Below are 19,354 nucleotides of genomic sequence, written 5' to 3' on the forward strand. Positions count from 1 at the left end.
TCAGCTCTCCTTCTTGCGCAGGCCGAGGGCGAAGAGCGCGTCGACAAAGCTGATCAGCCGTCTCTCCCGGCTGATCTTCGGCGAGTTGCCGGGCTGCTCCCCCTGGGACTCGTACGCGTGCATACGTTCTTCGGACATGGCGACCAGCCTGCGGCCGATCTCGCGGAACTGCTGCTCGCTGATGCGCCCGCCGTCCAGGGCGGCGGTGCATCTCTCGTACGCCGCCAGCGGACCCACGGTGTGGACGGAGCAGGTCTGCAGCGCCTGACGCATCTGGTCGGCGAGCCGACGCACGTCCTCGTCGGCCACGGACGACTGTGCTCCCTGGTCCATGTGGCTCACCTACCTCCCCAGGAAGGCCGGTTTCTCCGCGACGGCACTGGCCCACAGCGGCGACCAGTAGCGCTCCTCGCACAGTACGCCACGCCGCTCGATGACCGTGACCACTTCCTGGCTCGGGGCGTTGGTGCGCAGCGCGATGCAGCAGTGCGCGCTGCGCAGGACCAGGGCGATGCCCTTCGGCTGGAGCCGTGCCTCCAGGAAGTTCACCGCGTCGACGACCAGGCGCTCGTTCAGCTGGGGCTGGCGCGCGAGGTAGTTGAGCCCCTTCTTGAGTTTGGAGTAGCCGGCCACTTTGCGGTCCGGTACGTAGCCGACGTGGGCCACCCCGAAGGCGGGCGCCAGGTGGTGTTCGCACAGCGAGACGTAATGCACGTCGTTGACCAGGACCAGGTCCTGCATCCCGGGGTTGTCGAAGACCTTGAAGTCCTCTTCGATGTCGATGTCGCCCGGATTGATCGACTGGGCGTACAGCTCCGCCACCCGGCGCGGGGTCTGTGCCATCACCTCTTTCTTGTCGCCCTGGCCGAGGCCGCGCAACAACTCGCTGATGGCGTTTTCGATCACATCCACGTCCACCGGCTTGGGCGGAAGCGGTAAATGGGGCTGCTGGGGTTCCGCCATGGTGCACCCTTCCACGTCCTTGCGGTCCGCTGTCCGGCGGAACTCCCAGGACTGGTCAGTTGGAGCGTTACATGGAACAACCGTTTGACAGGCTAGGCCGATTCGTAAGCGAGTCAACCAGTGTGGAGTGAAAACACGTCAGTTTTGGGTGTGGCGCCCGCGCACAGGTGTGCCACGGCGGCATGACCCCCTCGCGTGGCTCTGTGCGGGGCGCCGGCCGGTCGCGCTACTTGTCCCGGTAGCTCGCCATCGCCTCGTTGACCCGCGGGGAGAAGAAGAGCGGGCCGATGGCATCCGCCCAGGCCATCCCCTCCGGGGAGAGCCTGAGCACATCGGGCTCACCTGTGTCGAGCCACTGCTTCTCGCGGAGCAGGGCGAACTCGGCGGGGAAGTCCTCCAGAGGCTCGGTGCCGAACAGCTTCCGGTAGTCGGTGACCGGCAGGCCGACGGTCTCCAGGAGCCACTGAAGGACGTACATCCGGCGCCGTTCCCCGTCGTCCATCTGGAAGGCCCACTGCGCCCGGCGGAAGTCCTCGGAGGGGGTGGCGATGTAGTCGTCGATGATGCGCCGCACCTCCGGCACGGCCACCGCGTAGTCGGTCGTGTAGTGCAGGGACGTGGTGAACGACCGGGCGCCGACGCCGAGTCCCACCATGCCGGCCTGCTGGTTGTACTCGCTGATGCTCGCGTCGCCGGCACCGTCGCCGCCGGGGTTTCCCAGCCGCTGGAAGACCCGCATGGACGTCTGCCGGTACCCGGCCGCCAGCAGGTGGTCGCGGCCGTACCGGTACAGGCGCAGGCGCTGTTCGTCCCACTGCCTGCCGTCCTTGTCGTGCCGGGCGCTCAGCCCGGTCAACGGGCGGACGTACAGCGGGTACAGGTAGATCTCCTCCGGCTCCCAGGCCAGCGCGGCGTCCAGAGAAACGCGGAAGGAACTCTCCGTCTGGCCGTCGATGCCGTAGATGAGGTCGATGTTCAGGACGGGGAACCCGGCCTCGCGCAGCCGGGCCAGCGACGCCTCCACCTCCGCGCGCTTCTGCGGCCGTACGGCGGCGCGGGCCTCCTCGTCGATGAAGCTCTGTACGCCGATGCTGAGCCGGGTGGCGCCGCGCTCGGCGAGCACCGCGAGCCGGTCGGCGGTGGCGGTGGCCGGGGAGGTCTCCACCGACCAGGGGACGGCGCCGAGGTCGGCGCCCATCACGTTCTCGCAGATGTCACAGAGGCGGGTGAGCTCCGCGGCGGTGAGGTAGGTGGGGGTGCCGCCGCCGAAGGCGGACATCAGGAAGCGCGCGGACCGCCCGCTCGCGTCCAGCGCTTCGCGGGTCACCCGCGCCTGCCGGCCCAGCGTGTCGAGAAACGCGCTGGTGACCTCTTCCGGAGCGCCGGTGCGGGTGAAGAGATTGCAGAACCCGCAGCGCATCTCGCAGAAGGGAATGTGCACGTAGAGCGAGAGGGAGCCGAGTCGTTCGGTCCGCCATAACTCGCTCAGCAACGGCCCGTTCGCCAGCCGTCGGTATGCCTTTTGGTGGGGGTAGACGTAGACGTACTGCTGGTAGGGAGTCTGCGGGGAAACCGGCCTGCCCGAAGTCGGCTGAACCGGAGCAGAGGCGGTCATGGACAACACCTTCCCTCTTCCGAGAGGGGAACGGAAGTACGACTCTCACGGCACGATAGCGGTATGGGGCACGAATACGTAGACATAGGTGCGGCGCCGTCTCCCGGATGCGGCCCGGTCACTTGGGCCGCGCCCCGCACACCTGTAACGCCTCAAGGAGGTAACGGTATTGACTGCCAGACTTCTGATCGCCGCCGGAGGCGGCGGGGACGCCATCACCACCGCGATGGTCCACTCGGCTCTGCACGGTGCGGACGCTCCTGCTCTCATCCTGACATACGCCTGGGAACGCCTGGTGATCGATCCGGTGCCCGGCCCCCGGCGGCGGACGGACTTCACAGGCACCGAACGCGTCGGCGATCGGGTACACGTGGTCACTCCCGCGTCGGCCCCCGTCCCGCCCGCGGGTTCGCTGCTGCCGCGCCTCGCGGCCGACCTGCGGCCCGCGCTCGGCCTCATCGACCCGTACGAGGGCGCGGTGGGCCTGGCCCGCCAGATCGCCCAGGCCGCCGAATACTGCGGCGCCGACCGCGTCGACATCGTCGACGTGGGCGGGGACGTGGCGGCCGACGGCTGCGAACCCACCCTGCGCAGCCCGCTGGGCGACGCGCTCGTCGTGGCGGCGTGCCGGCGCACCGGCCTGCCGGCCGCGGTGCACATCGCCGGCCCGGGACTCGACTCCGAGGTGCCCGAAGCCGTACTGCTGCCGCGCCTGCACGACCCGGAACTCACGCTCACCGCCGCCCATACGCACGGAGTCGGCAAAGTTTTCACCTGGCACCCCTCCGAGGCGAGCGCCCTCCTGGTGGCCGCGGCCCGCGGCGTCCAGGGGGTCTGCGGCACCCGCGACGCGCCGGACCCGGTCGTGCTCGGCCCCGCCAGCGCACACGTCTACCGGCTCCCCCTGTCCCGGGTCCTGGAGATCAACCGGCTGGCCCGGGCCCTCGACGGCACCACCGACCTGGCACAAGCCGAGGAAGCCAGCCGCTCCGTGTGCGGTTTCTCCGAAGTCGCCCGGGAACGCGAGCGCGCAGAGCGGCAGCGCACGGCTCTCGGCTGCGCGCGGCAGCAGGACAGTGCCCCCGAGGACGCCGCCTCCCTCTACCGGCGGTTCGTCGAGTGGGAGCAGCACACCGCGGCCACCGGCATCGAGTACGCCACCACCCGTCGTTTCGCCGAGGAACTGGGCCTTTCCAAGGAGACACTGACGACCCTGCGCAGCCACTTGGAGAACACCGCTCCTGCACGCTCGGTACCGCCTCTGTGGCAGTTGCACCCCGACGGACGCCCTACCCCGGCCTGAGCCGCGAGGGGGGTCCGTTCCGGTCGGATCCGCGACGCGCTCGACACGCTGATGATCCCGGTCCGGGCCCACCGCGGCTACGTGTGTTCCGGGGACTCACCGCCCGGTTCGCCCGCTGACTCGGCGCGCTTCTCGGCGCCCGTCTCCAGGTAGCCGGGGTCGTCGCCGCCGACCCGTCCCACAGAGGTTCCGCCGGGTGTCGTTCCCGTCGTGCTGTGCCGGTCCGGCGCCTCGTCGTCCGGCCGGCCGCCCGTCTGCTCCGGCCTGCCTGACTGGACCTCGGTGAGGGGGCGCTCGCCCGACCTGTCTCCCAGGTGTCCACGGACCCACGACCACAGAGACATCGTGCCTCCGATCAGCAGGGAAATACCGACGCCGACGGCGTACCCCTTCCTGGCGGTCCCACGCGCGGCGAGAGAGCCCGTTCGCCTCCGGCCTGTACGCGCATCCGCCTCCGGCGTTCCGGCCATCCCGGTGTGGCCGGATGGCGCCGGAGCGGCGGTACCGGGCACGGTCCGCGGCGCTTGGCCGCTCACAAAGGGGTACCCGCTTCGCGCCCCCTGCTACGACACACGAGATGGCGGAAGCGAAAGGACGGTTGACCATGTCCAGCAGCGCCGAAACCGGTGAGGCCACCGGCACGAAGGACAAGAACTACAACCTCCTGTGGTTCACGGAGACCTGTCTGAACAACGCCCTGCGGATGGAGACCTACATCCAGGACGCGGAGCGGGAGAAGGACACCGAACTCGTGGAGCTGTTCCGCAAGGCGCAGGCAGACAGCCGTAAGGGCGCTGAGTTGGGCAAGCAGTTGCTGCGCAGCCGGCTCGACAGCTGACGGACGGGCCTGCGGACGGCCCCGGGCCACGGCCGGCCCGGGCGCCGTTCAGCTGCTGAGGCCCACGGCTCACCCGCCGTCCCCGGAAGGCCGTGGCGCCGGCCCGGGTGCGGCGGGTACGCGGGTGAGGTGGAAGTAGAAGTCCGCGGAAGCGCCCTTCTTGACCATCACGCCCAGCAGGACGTCGTCGGTGAGCCGGCGGAAATGGTCGATCACGGGCAGCTGGTCGTAGACCATCGCCGTGGACTGCTTGCCGCGGTGGACGACCTCGTGCAGCGTCGCGAGGCCCAGCTCCTCGTACGAGTACACCGCGCCGTCCTCGTCGCGGCACAGCAGCGGCTCCACGTGATCGGCGTCGGCGAACCGTTTGCCGTACCACCGCATCTTCGCCAGCAGCTCGGCGTTCTCACCGGAGCACTCGAACCCGCCGCCCTGCCAGGTGCCGATGAGAAAGTCCGTGTCGACCGGTTCGAGCCGGTCGAAGAGGTCCGCCAGCTTCGCGGTGTCGTACTCCCCTCCGGACGCGATGGTCTCCAGGACTTCCTGCTCGGTGCTCATGGGCGGGACGGCCTCCTCCGGGTGCGGGACGAACGGGGTGCGGCCGGTGCCGTCCGCGAGCGGGGTGCTCGCCGTGGGGCCGGGCCGTACGGGGTCGAAGCGGTGGTACATCCGCGCATGCCAGAGCACCACCCGCTCCAGGGCCACCGCCGAACCGTACCCGGCCGCCGTGAGCGGAGCCAGGGCCCGCCGGCAGTTCTCGATGCCCGCTTCGGCGCGCTGGTACGCCTCCTGTTCACTCAGGCCGAGGGACAGCGCATCGGTCTTGCCCTCGGCCTGTTCCCGGTGATGGCCGCGCAGATCGTTGAGCAGGCGGATCGCGAGGGCGGCCTGGCGCAGCGCACCGAGCAGGACGGGCAGACGCCGGGACAGGCCGGGCTCGTCCATGAGGGCCCACAGGGCGGTGACCTGCTGTTCGACGCCGATGGTCCAGGCACCGTCCCGTAGGTACTCCGCCAGCGGGAGCGCGCGGCCACCGGCTTCGGCCGCCTGGGCTCTCTCGCGTTCGCGGTGCATGCCCGTGAGTGTCTGACACATGCTTTCGCGCCAGACCGCGACCAGTTCGGGACAGCCGTCGCGGTGCAGGGCATGGACGATTTCCGCCAGAGCGGAGGCCACGGGATCGACAGGGTCTTCGTGGCTGTCGTCCTGGGGACCGGCGGGCTCCGCGAGGATGCGGTGCCAGGCCCGTACCCGGGCCGATGTCTCCTCCGGGCCCGCGGTTTCCGGAGTGTCCGGCGCGTCCAGGACGTTGTCGATCGCCATCAGCCAGACCGTGAGCCGCGAGATCTGGTGACAGGTCTCCGACGGCAGCCACGGGGTGAAGAACGCCGTCTGGAGGCACATCAGGGGGACGAGCGCGGGGTCCACGGGCAGCCCGTGCTCTTTGAGCCAGATTTCCAGCCGCGGCATGTTCTGTAACGCGGCGGAGCATGTCTCCGCTATGGAGTTGATCTCCCGGGGAGGATGGGCCGTCGGCCGTGAGGTGTCCACCCCGTCAGGCTACGGGCGCGCCGGCCGCCGTCCCCTCCGGTGAGCCGCGCATGCCGGGCAGCGGAACCAGGAGAAACAGAGAACAGATGTCAGAAGGCTGTGCGTTACCCCCCATACCGGACACATCCGTATTCGGCACTCCGACCTCGGACGCCCCTCTGCCGTTCACGGCATCCGCACCGCAGGCGCCCTCCGTACCGGACGCGCGCTCGTCGGCCGCCGCAGCGGGTGTGCGTCGGGCGCCCGTCCCGGACGCACGCCCGTGGACCGGGCGACTCGCAGCGCAGGTGGACCGTGCGCTCGCCCTCGCCACCCGGCACGTCCTCGCCACCCAGCGGGACGACGGCTCTTGGCTCGCCGCCCCCGCCCCACGCATCACCGAGACCGCGCTGTGCACCGTGGCCCTGGCCCGTTCGCCGCACGCCGGTGCCGGCCGAGCCGCCGAGCGCGGCAGGGCGTGGCTCGCCGGCGGCGCCACCCCGCAGGACCACCACCCGGTGGCCCACGCCGTGGAGGCCGCGCTGCTGTCCCTGGCCCTGGACACCGGCGAGCCCATCGACGTGCGCCACCCCTCCTTCACGGACCGGGCGCTGTCGGCCCGCTCCCGGCTCCTCCAGGCCATCGCCCTGCACACCGGCCGGGCGGTTCGTGGCGGTGACGGACCGGCCGCGCTGCGGACGCTGCTGGCCACCGCGGTCGCGGGCCGGGCACCGCTCAAGCGCTGGAGCCGGGTCGAACTCTGGTCCCTGCACGCTCTGGTGGAGAGCTACTACGGCAATCGCACAGCCGCCCAGGACGCAGCCCGTGTGATCGCCGCCGAGCAGGCCCCGGCGGGCGACTTCTTCGCCAATCCGGTCACCACCGCCCTCGCGGCACTCGCGCTCCAAGCCGCCGCCCCGGGTACGGGCGCCACCCGGCGCTGTGTCGCCTACCTGCTCGACAGCCAGCTCCCGGACGGAACCTGGCGCTTCGCGACCAGCGACGTCTGGGACACCACCCTGACCGTGCGTACCTTCCACGGCACGGCGGCCTTCGACCGCCACGGGCTGCCGGCCGCCGTCGCGTTCCTGGTCGGGGCGCAGAACCCGGACGGCGGCTGGCCGTACCGCTCGGGCGTCGAGTCCGACAACGACACCACCTCGGCCGCCCTGATCGCTCTGAACGGCGTGGGCGACCTGCCCGGCGCGACGGTACGGGCCGGGTTGCGCCACCTGGCGCGGCAGCAGCGGGCCGACGGGCTCTGGCGCACCTGGCAGTCCGCCGGTGACCCGCCGGTGGACGACGTGGTCGCCCATGTCGTGACCGCGTTGGACCAGTACTCCGGCCGGCACCAGGTGCCGTTGGCCGCGGCACGGGACTGGCTCACCGGACGGCTCGACGCGCAGGGGCGCTGGCACGCCGGGTGGTACGAGGGCCTGCCGTACGCCACCGCCGAGGTGCTGCCCGCTCTCGGCGCACCCGGACACGCGGGCGCGGACGGCCACCCCGCCGCCCGGGCCTTGGCCGGGACCCGGAACCCCGACGGCGGCTGGCCCGTCGAAGCCGGCAGCCCGAGCACTCCCGCCGCCACCGGGCTGGCACTGGCGGCCCTGGAACGCGGCGGGCTCCTCGACGAGGCGTGCTGGGGCCCGGGACTCGCCTACCTGGTGGAGACGCAACGCGAGGACGGCACCTGGCCCGACGTGCCGCTCATGCACGGCCCGCGACCGCTCCTCACGCACTTCCCCACCCAGACCCATGCGTTCGCCGCCCACGGCCTCGTCTCCGGACGACGTCGCCTCGGCACCGCGGCGGAGACCGGTGCCCGGACCCACGATGAGAGCTGACATGCAGCCGGACACGCCGAACGCGGCAGCCCCAGCAGGCACGGCGGAACCGGCACGGGCACGCACCGGCGCCCGCGCCCCCACCGCCCCCGGCCGCCTGCCGCTGGTCGGCCACGCCCCGCGCCTCCAGCGCGACGCCCTGCGCTTCGTCCGGGAGCTGCGGCACCACGGGCCGGTGACGAAGATCCGCATCGGCCCGCGGCCGGTGCACGTCGTCAACTCCGCAGAACTGGTGCGGGAGGTGCTGACCGTACAGGCCCGCGCCTTCGACAAGGGCGCGATGTTCGACGCCTTGCGGGTGCCTCTCGGGGACGGGCTGATCACTGCCGCCGGCGACCGCCACCTGCGCCACCGCCGGATGATGCAGCCCGCCTTCCACCACGACCGGATCGGCCGCTACGCCCGCGTCATGTCCGAACGGGCCCTGGCCCGGTCCGGCGCCTGGGCCTCCGGCACCACCGTCGACCTGGTACCGGAGATCCACCGGCTGACCCTCGACATCCTGCTGCGCACCCTCTTTGCGGAACCCCAGGACCCTGAGCTGCACCCCGCCGTCAAGGACTGGCTGTCCGTGAAGTACCACTCGATGCGTCTGGCGCTGTCCCCGCTGCACGCCTGGGCGGAACGTCTGCCGCTGCTGCCGGGGTGGCGGCCGCCGGACGCCGGTCCGCTGCGGCGCCTGGTGGCGGTGCAGCGCCGGATCATCGGGACGTACCGCGCCGACGGCCGGGACCGCGGCGACCTGCTGTCGATGCTGCTGCTCGCGGGCGGCCGGGAAGGGGCCCTGTCCGACACCGAGGTCACCGACGAACTGATCACCCTCTTCCTCGCCGGGACCGGAACCGTCAGCGCGTCCTTGGCATGGGCGCTGCACGAGGTCTCCCGGCGTCCCGACGTCCAGCGCGGGATCCACGACGAGCTCGACACCGTCCTGGGCGGAAGTCCCCCCGGCTTCGGGCATCTGCCCGCGCTGACCTTCACGCGGCAGGTGCTGACCGAGGTGCTCCGGCTGCACCCGCCGTCGTGGCTGCTGATGCGCCGCGCGGTACGGCCGGTCGTCCTCGGCGGCGTACCGCTCTCCCCCGGCGCCGAGGTGTTCTTCAGTCCGTACGCCCTGCACCACGATCCGCAGCCGTACGGGAATCCCGACCGGTTCGACCCCGAGCGGTGGCCGCGCGATGCCGCGGCGAAGGCGCCGCGCCACGCCTATCTGCCTTTCGGAGCAGGCAGCCGGCTGTGCCTCGGGGAGGACTTCGCCTGGACCGAACTGACGCTGGCACTGGCCGCGTTCCTCGCCCACCGGCGTGTGACGCCGGACGACTCCGCCCCCGTACGTCCCCTGGTCGGCACCGTCCTCCGCCCGGACCGCCTGCTGCTCACCGCACACGCCCGCAAACCCTGATACCTGACCGACCTCTTACCCTCGCCCACCCCTCCCACCAGGAGACACTCATGCCACCGCACACACCGCAGCTGTCGGGCAACGGAACGCGTCCGGACGGCCGGCTTCGAGGCCGGGGCGCCCTGGTGATCGGCGGCGCCTCCGGGATCGGCGCGACGGGTGCGAGGCGGCTGGCCGCGGAGGGAGCGGCGGTGGTCGTCGCAGACCTCGACGAGACGGGTGCGGCCCGTGTGGCGAAGGAGATCACCGCGGAGGGCGGCACCGCCCTGCACCGGCGAATCGACGTCACCGACCCGGACAGCGTCGCCCGCGTCGTCTCGGAGGCCGCCGCCCTGCATGGCGGCCTGCGGATCGCCGTCAACAGCGCCGGCGTCAACGGCCCGCTCAGCCCACTGGCCGAACTCCCACCCGCCGACTTCGACACCGTGCTGCGGGTGAACCTGTACGGCGTCTTCCACGCGATGCGCTGCCAGCTTCCCGCGATGACCGCCACGGGTGGCGTCATCATCAACCTCGCCTCCATCGCGGCGCACGCGGGCTTCCGGGGCCACGCCGCCTACGCCGCCGCCAAGCAGGGGGTACTCGCCCTCACCCGGACGGCGGCCCGCGAGTACGCCGACCACGGCATCCGCGTCCTGTCGGTGTCACCGGGCGTCGTCGACACTCCCATGGTCAGCGCGCTACCGCCCGGCGCCACCGACGACCTCCTCGCCGCCGTCCCGCTGCGGCGCACCGCGCAGCCGTCCGAGGTCGCCGCCTTCATCGCGTTCCTGGCCTCCGACGACGCCTCGTACCTGACGGGCAGTGATCACGTGGTGGACGGGGGGTACTTGGCCAAGTAGCAGCCGACGGGGGCACCGTGGAGCCGCAGGCTCAACGGCGTGCGTGGCGGATCTTCACCCGTCCGAATCCCACCGTCCCCGAGATACGGATCTTCGGCCCGCCCGGGCGGACTTGCGACGGGGACTTGTAGCGCAGGTCCTTCCAGCCATTGCGCAGTGCCTCTACGTCGACGATCGCGTCATGGGGCACCGTGATCCTGGCCCCGCCGGTGCCGAGCTGCAGCTCGATGTCGACGACCGGATGCCCGATGACCGCGCGGGACAGGTCCAGGTGCACCTTTCCGAACGCGGACTCGATCTTGAGGTGCCGGGGTACTCGCCATGCGCCGCTCCGTCGGATGCGTCCGCCGGCCGCGGCGATCGTCGACGTGGTGTCCGCCTTTCCTTCCGGGAGCGAGGCCAGGGCCGATGCGAGCTCGCTGCCGGTCCTGGCGGTGAGCACCCGGTCGAGACGTTCGTCCATCTCCTCGTGGGAGATGCGCTCATCGGCGTATGCGGCCTTCAGGCGCTGCACAGCCGTCTCGCGGTCTTCCTCGCTGAGGAGCGCCAACGGATTTTCCTGCGGAGAGGTCACCGGTTCACTTTAATGCGCGGGGTGCGGCAGTACTCACAAGCTGGTGAGGAGATCGTCGAGCGGGGACGGCACCTGTTCGGGGGCGAGGGCTTCGACGAGGAGGCGGCCGTAGCGGATCTTGCGGCCTTTCTTCGTGCCGAGGAAGCGCCGCAGTTGCTGTTGCCGGGTTCTGCCGTGCTGCGCGGGCTGGTTCAGGAAGGTCTGCCAAGCGCGGAGGTCGCCCCCGGCCCGGACGATTTCCTCGGCACTTGCCGTGCCGAGCGCGCGGATGAGTTCTTCCTCCAAGTCCCGCACGCACACGAAGAAGTCCCGGCGCGCCGCCCGTGCCCGCTTCAGGCCCCGGTCGTAGAAGCGCTGCTCGTTCTCGTCGCACAGTCCGGCCAGGCGCAGGCCGAGGCCGGGGGGTCCGAGGAGTTCGGCGTAGCGGCCGATGCTCATCGCGCCGCCCATCGACACGACGCACACCCCCTCGGCGGTCAGGTCCCGGCCGCGCCGTGCGGCCAGCGCCTCAACGGCCGCGAGGTCGCTCGGGCCTTCCAGCAGCACCGCCGTACGCACTCCCAGGCGTACGGCCAGGTCGCTCGCCGGGCCGCCGGGACCGCCGGCCGCCCAGCCGTTGACCGCGTCCCGGAAAGCTCGCATGTCGTCCGCCATGGAGCGAGTTTGCCCCGCTGGCGCCGGCACGGCACAGGATTTTCCACGGCCCCCGGGAGTCCCTGCACCCGGGAAGGTGACTTCCCCGTGTAACGCGTCTCGCCCTCCCCCGCCGGGGCTATCAAGGCACCGACGGCGCACTCGGCGGCGTACCGCTGACGCGGCGCATGGCCGGGTGCGGCGGTGTCGCAGATCCGGGGTCGGGAGGACGAATGGAAACCGCGCTGATCGGGCGGGAGCAGAGTGTGCGGGTGCTGCGGTCCCGGCTGGAGCGGGCGCGTGCCAGTCACGGCGGGCTGGTGCTGGTCACGGGTGAGGCCGGCATCGGCAAGACGTCCCTGGTGCGCAGCGCGGTGGAGGAGGCGCGGGAGCGTGGCGGCATGCTCATCGTGCACGGAACCTGCTGGGACTCCGACGGCACGCCCGGTTTCTGGCCGTGGACGCAGGCCGTGCGGAGCCTGCGGCGCGGCGCAATGGCCGGGGAGTGGGAGCGGGCGGCGTCGGCTGCCGGTGAGGCGCTCTCCGTTCTGCTGGGTGAGGGCGCGGGTGCCGGGGACGCGCTGCGCTTCGAGCTGTTCGACGCGGTGACCACCCTGCTGACCGTCCTGTCGCAGAGCCGCCCGGTGACCGTGGTGCTGGAGGATCTGCACTGGGCGGACGCCGCGTCGCTGAGCCTGCTGGAGTTCACGGCACAGCACGCCTGGTTCGAGCGGCTGCTCGTGATCGGGACGTACCGCGACGTGGAGGTGCGGCGGCCGGACCACCCCCTGTTGCCGTTGCTGCCGCGGCTGGCGGCGAAGGCCACCACGCTCGCGTTGACGGGCCTGACCCCACCGCAGGTGGAGGAGCTCGTCGCGCGTACGGTCGGCGCCCGGCCGGACACGGCCACGGCCTCCGGGATGTACGAACGCACCGGCGGCAATCCCTACTTCGTGGAGGAGACGGCCCGTCTGTGGGCCGCCGGCCAGTCCATGGCGGCCGTCGCGCCCGGGGTCCGCGCCGTGGTGCACCGGCGGCTGTCGCTGCTCGGCGAACCCACCATGCGGCTGCTCGGCGCCGCCTCCGTACTGGGCCGCCGGTTCGAGCGGGCCACGCTCGCCCGCACGGCCGGGACACCGGAACCCCTCGCCGCCGGGCTGCTCGGCGAGGCGGCGGCAGCCGGGCTGCTGGAACCGCCGGCGGCCGACGCGTACGTCTTCACCCACGACCTGGTACGCGAGGCCCTGTACGACGGGCTGGCGGAGGACCGGCGCCGCCACCTGCACGCCGCCGCCGTACGCGCCCTGCGGGAGACGGCCGCCGCCGGGGACCGGGCGCGGCCGACCGACCTCGCCCGGCACGCCTATTTCGCCGGTCCGGACCTCGACGCCGATGAGGCGGTGGACATCCTGGTGGCGGCGGCCCGGCACGCGGTGAGCAGGCTGGCCAGTGAGGAGGCCGTGGGGCACTACCGGCGCGCGCTGGAACGGCTCGGAACCGGCGACCCGCACCGCCACGTACTGCTCGCCCTCGACCTCGGCGCCGAACTCCAGCTGCTCGGCGAACACGAACGCTCCTGGCTGGTGTACGAGGACGCCGCCGCGCTGGCGTCCGCGGCGGGCGACGCCGGACTGATGGGCCGGGTGGCCCTCGCGCTGCACAGCGCGGACGGCCGGGGCGACGGGACGGGGCTCAAGTCCCGCGCGCTGCGCGAGGCGCACCGCGCGCTCGTCCCCAGCTCTCACGCCGGGGGTGGTGCTCCCGGTGCGGGACCCGTGGAGGAAGTGGCCCGCCGCGTCGTGGCGGGCGCCCGCGCCACCGGTGACGACGATGCCCTGCACCTGGGCTTGTGGGCGCGTCTGCACGCGGTGTGGGAGCCGGGCACGGCCGCGGAGCGGGTCCGCGTGGCCGGGGAGCTGATGGAGGTGTCCCGCCGCCGGGCCGATGTGTGGATGGAGCATCTGGCGGCGTCGATGCGCTGGGTCGCACTGCTCGAACTGGACGACCCCGGCTTCCTGCGGCAGTTCTACGACATGGTGGCGGGAGCGGACGCGTGCGGGCTGCCCCGGACCCGCATGATCTCGGTCATCGACCGCAGCGTCGTGTACGCGTTCATGGGCCGCTTCGCCGAGGCCGGCGATCTGCTCGCCCAGACCCTGGCTCTCAGCGGCACCCACGCCAACTACTACCAGTACTTCATCGGCCACCACCGCTGGGCCCTGTCCCTCCTCCAGGGCAGCTTTCCGGAAGCGGAGCGGGCCCACCACGGGATGCCCGGCCGCAACCACCTGTACAGCCAAGTACTGACGGCCCTCACCACGTTGGAGCAGGACGCCTCCTCCTGTGCCCCGGTGCCGTGGCCCGGAGACGGCCCACCCGGCGACAGTGTGCTGGAACGCGGCATCGCCCCGCTGCGGGTCCGTTTGCAGGCACAGAGCGCAGCGGCGTCCCGGGACCCCGCGCGCTGCGCACCGGCACACGCCGCCTTGGAGCCGTACCGGGGTCAGTGGCTGGTCTCCCTGTTCGGCTGGGACATCAGTGGCCCGGCCGCCCTGTGGACGGGTCTGCTGCACGCCGCCGAGGAGCGCTGGGACCCTGCGGTACGGGACCTGACCGCAGCCTGGCGGTCCGCCGACCGGCTGCACGGCCGCCCCTGGTCGGTGCGCGCCCGTACGGAACTGGCCGGTGCCCTGCTCGGCCGTGCGGGTCGCGACGACGAGGACCGGGCCACCGTGCTCCTGCGCGAGGTTGGGGCCGAGGCCCGCGAACTGGGCATGACGCACATCGTCGACCGGGTCCGCAGCCTCCGCCCCTCCCCCGCCCCGGCCCCTCGCGCGCAAAGCCCCCAGCCGGAGCGGGAGTTCGTACGCAACGGCGCCGTGTGGCGTCTGCGCTACGCAGGCCGCACCGTTCACCTACCCGATGCCAAGGGGCTGGCCGATCTGCATACGCTGCTCGGCCGCCCCGGCCAGGACGTGGCGGCCGTCCGCCTGCTGTGCCCGGACAGTGCGCCCCTGGCAGCGGCGGCGGGCGGACTCGGCAGCGATGCTGTCCTGGACGAGGAGGCGAAGTCCCGCTACCGGCGGCGCCTGGAACTGCTCGACGAGGAGATCGACAGGGCAGCCGGTCGCGGCGACGACCGTACAGCCGCAGCGTACGACCACGAGCGGGAAGCGCTGCTCGCGGAACTGCGCAAGGCCGCCGGGCTGGTCGGTCGCTCCCGCCGCCTGGGCGATGAGTCCGACCGCGCTCGCAAGAACGTCACCGCCCGCATCCGGGACAGTATCCGCCGCCTGAAAGAGCACCACCCCGAACTCGCGGCCCACCTCCAGGCGGCCGTGTCGACCGGCACGATGTGCCGCTATGCACCGGATCACGAGATGCGGTGGCGCTTGTGAGCATGTCGGAAAAGACCGCCGGACGGCCGCCCCGCACCCCCGTGTCGGGGCGGCCGTCCGGCTTTTCCACCGGCGTCCGTACCGGTTTCGGGGCGGCGGCCTGGGTGGTGGTCGCCGGGGGCCGGAGCCGGGTGCGGTCGATGTCATGGGGCCCCCGGGGTTTGGCCGCCTCCCGTGAAGCGGCTCTGCCCTTGAGGCGCGTGCTGCGAACTGGCAGGTGCCAGAAGCGATCACGCGCCTTCAGGAGAGACGGCGATTCGACCGGATACGCGTGCGCTGCGTCACCCGTGGGGGTGACCGCGTGGTGCGTGCCCGAGGGCGTACGTGTCCGGGCGGGTGTTGTCGCCGTTGCCGTGTCGGCCGGACCGGCCGGCCAGGTCATCTCAGTGACTGAGGAGAACGTGCCATGAGGATGCGGACAGGGCCGGGGAAGCTGGCCGGGGCCGTGCTGGCGGGGTCCTTGCTGGGCGCGGGGGCCGCCGCCTCGGCGGTGCCCGCCGGGGTACGGCCGGGAGACGGGGCGGTGGCCGAGCGGGTGACCGTACGGACCGATGCCGGCCCGGTGCGGGGCGTGCGGTCCGCGCGGCACCGCGTCTTCCAGGGCATCCCATACGCCGGAGCGCCCAAGGGGGCGTACCGGTGGGCGGCTCCGCGGCCGGTCCGGCCGTGGGCGGGGGTCAGGGACGCCACCAAGCCGGGCCCGCTGTGTCCGCAGGTGCCGTCCCCGTACGCGCAGGTCTCCAGCGAGGAGGAGGACTGCCTGATGCTGAACGTCACCGCGCCCGCCGCCGCACGGCACCGCCCATCCCCCGTACTGGTGTGGATCCACGGGGACGGAGCGGTCGGTGGCGGCAGCTTCTTCGACGCGCGCCGGCTCGCCGATCGCGGCGTCGTGGTCGTCACCGTCAACTACCGGCTGGGGATCTTCGGCGGTTTCGCCCACCCGGGCCTGAAGGGGTCGGGGACCTTCGGTCTCCAGGACCAGCAGGCCGCGCTGCGCTGGGTGCGGCGCAACGCGGCGGCCTTCGGCGGTGACGCGGCGAACGTGACCGTGGCGGGGTCCTCGTTCGGCGCCTCGGCCATCACGGGACATCTCACCTCGCCCGGGGCGCGCGGCCTGTTCCACCGGGCCGTGCTGGCGAGCGGCGAGGGCATGATGGACATGCCGGCCGGGGCGATGGGCCCGGACGTGCCCGGCTACCCGTGGTTCGTCTGGCGCACGGCCCGGGAGGCCGAGGAGATCGGCGCGGAGATGACGTCGTCGCTCGGGTGCGCGGCGGCCGATCCCGCCCGGACCTTGCGGTGTCTGCGCGCCCTGCCGGTCAAGAAGATCCTCGCGGTTCCGTACATCATGAACGCCTTCCAGATCTTCGCCCACGGCAACGAGACGCTGCCGCGGCTGCCGGCCCGGGCGCTGCGCGAGGGGCGCTTCCACCGTGTGCCGGTGCTCTCGGGGGCGACCCGCGACGAGCACCGCACATTCGTGGGGATGCGGTACGACGCCGTCGGCGAGCGGTTCACGGAAGGGGACTACGACCGGGCGCTCACCAAGGCCTTCGGCGACCGCGCGGAGCTGGTCCGTACGCACTACCCGCTGACGCGGTTCCCGTCCCCGGCCATCGCCTGGTCGGCCGTCGTCACCGACCGGATGTGGGCCCGGGGCACCCACGCGCAGCACACGGTCCTCTCACGCCGCGTCCCGACGTACGCCTACGAGTTCGCCGACCGGAACGCGCCCATGTACCTCCCGCTGCCCGGCCGCTTCGACTTCGGCGCCTACCACGCGGGCGACACGCCCTACCTGTTCGAGGAGCCGGAGGTGAGCAAGCGCTTCACCGCGGCGCAGCGGTGGCTGTCGGACACCATGACGGACCAGTGGGCCGCCTTCGCCCGCACCGGGACGCCCAACGGGCCCCGTCTTCCGGCCTGGCGTCCGTTCCGCGGCGCGAGCGCGCGTCCGTACACCCAGTCGCTGGCACCGGACCGGATCGGCCCGGTCGACTACGCCCGTGAACATGCCCTCGGCTTCTGGCGCCGGTTCCCGTAGGGGCGGCCCGTCGCCCCGCTCAGCCCGGGACCGGGCTGGTCACCAGCCGTGACCAGCCCGGTCGGGTGGCATTTTGAGCTCAGACCATGGTGCCGAAGCGATCCCACACCCGGTGGCTGCCCAGGAGTTGGGTGATGCGCTCCAGGGCGGCGGTCCCGCTGTCGCCGATCACGACGCCGGGGGCGTCGGTCGGGACGCCGGCCGCCGCGAACACGCCGTCCGCCCCCGCCCAGCCGCCGATGGCCTTCCCGTGCCGGAAGGCTTCGGCCACCAGGAGGCCCACCCGTGGGTCGGTGGTACCGGCCGGACCGGCGGCCGCCTTGGCGTCCCGCGAGCCGAGGGCGTCCTTGCCGACGCCGGGTGTTCCGACGACGAGGACGGCGTCGAACTCCACGGAGCGGGCGGTGGCGTACGTACGCTGCACCGTGACGGCGCCGCTGCCGGAGCCGAGCTGTCCCCCGGCCGGGGCGATGACGAGCGGGACCATGCCCGCTTCGAGGACGGACCGGCGTACCGCGCGCACGCCGTCGAGGTCGCCGTCCGCGTCGGTGACGATGCCGATGATCCGGCCGTCCACCGGCCAGGTGGCGCCGACCTGGGACAGCGCGGGGCTGGGCTCCACCGGGGCCACCGTCTCGGTGGGTTCGGGCGCAGGCAGCCCCAGGCCGGCGGCGACCTGGGCGCACAGCTCGGTGTCGATGTTGGCCAGGACCTTCAGGCCCCGCTCCTTGACGGCCTGCTCGTAACACTTGCCGAGCTCGAAGGTGTAGGCGCCGATGATGTGCTCGCGCTCCACCGGCGTCATGCTGAGCCAGAAGCGGCGGGCCTGGCTGAAGTGGTCGTCGAAGGACTCCGGGGCCAGCCGCCCCTTCCTCGCCGCCGGCACCTCGACCGGCGTCTCCACGTACGCGCCGGTGTCCGCGCCCGCCACGAACGGGCAGCCGCCGTCCAGCGAGTTGGGCCGGTAGGGGGCGACGCCCCGGTGTACCGCCGTCTGGTGCATGCCGTCGCGCAGCATGTCGTTGACGGGTGCGTGCGGGCGGTTGATGGGCAGCTGGGGGAAGTTCGGCCCGCCCAGCCGGGTGATCTGGGTGTCCAGGTAGGAGAAGAGCCGCCCGGCCAGCAGCGGGTCGTCGGTGATGTCGATCCCGGGCACGAGGTGGCCGACGTGGAAGGCCACCTGCTCGGTCTCGGCGAAGTAGTTCGACGGGTTGGCGTTGAGCGTCAGCAGGCCGATCGGCTGCACCGGGGCGAGTTCCTCGGGGACGAGGTTCGTCGGGTCCAGGAGGTCGATGCCCTCGAAGGTCTGCTCGGGGGTGTCGGGGAAGGTCTGGATGCCCAGCTCCCACTGCGGGTAGGCGCCGGCCTCGATCGCGTCGGCGAGGTCCCGGCGGTGGAAGTCGGGGTCCACCCCGTTGATGATCTGCGCCTCCTCCCAGACCAGCGAGTGCACGCCCAGCTTCGGCTTCCAGTGGAACTTCACCAGGGTGGTCTCACCCGCGGCGTTGACCAGCCGGAAGGTGTGGACGCCGAAACCCTCCATCATCCGGTAGGAGCGCGGGATGCCGCGGTCGGACATGTTCCACAGCGTGTGGTGGACCGCCTCGGTGTGCAGGGTGACGAAGTCCCAGAAGGTGTCGTGCGCGCTCTGCGCCTGCGGGATCTCCCGGTCGGGATGCGGCTTGCCGGCGTGGATGATGTCCGGGAACTTGATCGCGTCCTGGATGAAGAAGACCGGGATGTTGTTCCCGACCAGGTCGAAGACGCCCTCGGAGGTGTAGAACTTCGTCGCGAAGCCGCGGGTGTCGCGCACGGTGTCGGAGGACCCGCGGGAGCCGAGGACCGTCGAGAACCGCACGAAGACGGGGGTCTCCACGTTCTCCGCGAGGAACGCCGCCTTGGTGACGCCCGTCGCCGTCCCGTATCCCTGGAAGACACCGTGCGCCGCCGCGCCGCGGGCGTGCACCACGCGCTCCGGGATGCGCTCGTGGTCGAAGTGCATGACCTTCTCCCGCAGGTGATGGTCCTGCAGGAGCACCGGTCCGCGGGGGCCCGCCTTGAGCGAGTGGTCGGTGTCGTACAGCCGGGCGCCCTGAGCGTTCGTCAGACGGCTGTCCCGCTGTGCGACGTCGGCCTGGTCCGCTCCGGTGGGCTCACCGGTCGGCGAGACCGTCGCGGGGCCGCGCTGGTCCTGCTTGGGCGGCAGCGGCTCGCGCGGCTCGACCGGCTCGTCCACGGGGGGCGTCTCGGGGCCGGGCTTTCCGGGGATGCCCTCCTCCGGCCCGGTCGTACCCCGCAGGGCGTCGGTGACCTTGTCCGCGGCGTGCTTGAGCGGATTGTTGGGGTCCATCGTCAGAACTCC

At 72.2% G+C, this 19,354-nt stretch carries 14 protein-coding genes; 7 read left to right on the forward strand and 7 right to left on the reverse strand.

Translation table 11 applies throughout. The features are described from left to right. The 3 genes from ACH4FX_RS19715 to ACH4FX_RS19725 form a co-directional block, all read right to left on the reverse strand. A complete protein-coding gene (locus ACH4FX_RS19715; RefSeq protein WP_398480598.1) occupies nucleotides 1-333 on the reverse strand; it encodes a hypothetical protein in 333 nt (110 codons plus the stop codon). Between the two features lie 9 nt (nucleotides 334-342). Next, nucleotides 343-963: a GTP cyclohydrolase I gene (locus ACH4FX_RS19720; RefSeq protein WP_398480600.1), complete on the reverse strand. Its 621-nt coding sequence runs from the start codon at nucleotides 961-963 to the stop codon at nucleotides 343-345. 226 nt (nucleotides 964-1,189) lie between these two features. Beyond that, complete coding sequence (locus ACH4FX_RS19725; RefSeq protein ID WP_398480602.1) at nucleotides 1,190-2,578, reverse strand: STM4012 family radical SAM protein; 1,389 nt, start codon at nucleotides 2,576-2,578, stop codon at nucleotides 1,190-1,192. A 169-nt stretch (nucleotides 2,579-2,747) separates the two neighbouring features. Between ACH4FX_RS19725 and ACH4FX_RS19730 the strand changes: the two genes are divergently transcribed. Both ACH4FX_RS19730 and ACH4FX_RS19735 read left to right on the forward strand, forming a co-directional pair. Then, nucleotides 2,748-3,881 (forward strand): DUF1152 domain-containing protein, encoded by a 1,134-nt coding sequence (locus ACH4FX_RS19730; protein ID WP_398480604.1) that lies wholly within the window; start codon nucleotides 2,748-2,750, stop codon nucleotides 3,879-3,881. A gap of 604 nt (nucleotides 3,882-4,485) precedes the next feature. Then, nucleotides 4,486-4,719: a hypothetical protein gene (locus tag ACH4FX_RS19735; protein ID WP_398480605.1), complete on the forward strand. Its 234-nt coding sequence runs from the start codon at nucleotides 4,486-4,488 to the stop codon at nucleotides 4,717-4,719. 69 nt (nucleotides 4,720-4,788) lie between these two features. On the opposite strand, the gene ACH4FX_RS19740 is transcribed toward ACH4FX_RS19735, so the two are convergent. Beyond that, nucleotides 4,789-6,270 carry a GXWXG domain-containing protein gene (locus tag ACH4FX_RS19740; protein WP_398480607.1) on the reverse strand — a complete coding sequence of 494 codons (1,482 nt, stop codon included), beginning with the start codon at nucleotides 6,268-6,270 and terminating at the stop codon, nucleotides 4,789-4,791. A 287-nt stretch (nucleotides 6,271-6,557) separates the two neighbouring features. On the opposite strand from ACH4FX_RS19740, the gene ACH4FX_RS19745 reads away from it, so the two are divergent. Genes ACH4FX_RS19745 through ACH4FX_RS19755 form a run of 3 tightly spaced genes read left to right on the forward strand, consistent with a single transcriptional unit; the run spans nucleotide 6,558 to nucleotide 10,340 of the window. Further along, a complete protein-coding gene (locus ACH4FX_RS19745; RefSeq protein ID WP_398480609.1) occupies nucleotides 6,558-8,096 on the forward strand; it encodes a prenyltransferase/squalene oxidase repeat-containing protein in 1,539 nt (512 codons plus the stop codon). A 1-nt stretch (nucleotide 8,097) separates the two neighbouring features. After that, nucleotides 8,098-9,498, forward strand: coding sequence for a cytochrome P450 (locus tag ACH4FX_RS19750; RefSeq protein ID WP_398480611.1), 1,401 nt, complete (start codon nucleotides 8,098-8,100; stop codon nucleotides 9,496-9,498). A 50-nt stretch (nucleotides 9,499-9,548) separates the two neighbouring features. Beyond that, nucleotides 9,549-10,340 carry an SDR family NAD(P)-dependent oxidoreductase gene (locus ACH4FX_RS19755; protein WP_398480613.1) on the forward strand — a complete coding sequence of 264 codons (792 nt, stop codon included), beginning with the start codon at nucleotides 9,549-9,551 and terminating at the stop codon, nucleotides 10,338-10,340. Between the two features lie 31 nt (nucleotides 10,341-10,371). Here ACH4FX_RS19755 and ACH4FX_RS19760 read toward each other — a convergent pair whose 3' ends face one another. Together ACH4FX_RS19760 and ACH4FX_RS19765 are read right to left on the reverse strand one after the other, a co-directional pair. Beyond that, nucleotides 10,372-10,914 (reverse strand): DUF1707 domain-containing protein, encoded by a 543-nt coding sequence (locus tag ACH4FX_RS19760; protein ID WP_398480615.1) that lies wholly within the window; start codon nucleotides 10,912-10,914, stop codon nucleotides 10,372-10,374. A 33-nt stretch (nucleotides 10,915-10,947) separates the two neighbouring features. After that, a complete protein-coding gene (locus ACH4FX_RS19765) occupies nucleotides 10,948-11,568 on the reverse strand; it encodes a TOPRIM nucleotidyl transferase/hydrolase domain-containing protein (RefSeq protein ID WP_398480617.1) in 621 nt (206 codons plus the stop codon). A 212-nt stretch (nucleotides 11,569-11,780) separates the two neighbouring features. Between ACH4FX_RS19765 and ACH4FX_RS19770 the strand changes: the two genes are divergently transcribed. Further along, a complete protein-coding gene (locus tag ACH4FX_RS19770) occupies nucleotides 11,781-14,945 on the forward strand; it encodes an ATP-binding protein (RefSeq protein WP_398480619.1) in 3,165 nt (1,054 codons plus the stop codon). A 406-nt stretch (nucleotides 14,946-15,351) separates the two neighbouring features. Beyond that, nucleotides 15,352-16,992 (forward strand): carboxylesterase/lipase family protein, encoded by a 1,641-nt coding sequence (locus ACH4FX_RS19775; RefSeq protein WP_398480621.1) that lies wholly within the window; start codon nucleotides 15,352-15,354, stop codon nucleotides 16,990-16,992. Nucleotides 16,993-17,071: 79 nt separating this feature from the next. Here the strand turns inward: ACH4FX_RS19775 and ACH4FX_RS19780 are convergent, their stop codons facing one another. Continuing rightward, nucleotides 17,072-19,342: a catalase gene (locus ACH4FX_RS19780; RefSeq protein WP_398480623.1), complete on the reverse strand. Its 2,271-nt coding sequence runs from the start codon at nucleotides 19,340-19,342 to the stop codon at nucleotides 17,072-17,074. Nucleotides 19,343-19,354: the final 12 nt, after the last annotated feature.

Origin of the sequence: Streptomyces sp. NPDC018019, assembly GCF_044327805.1 — a bacterium.
Classification (GTDB): domain Bacteria; phylum Actinomycetota; class Actinomycetes; order Streptomycetales; family Streptomycetaceae; genus Streptomyces.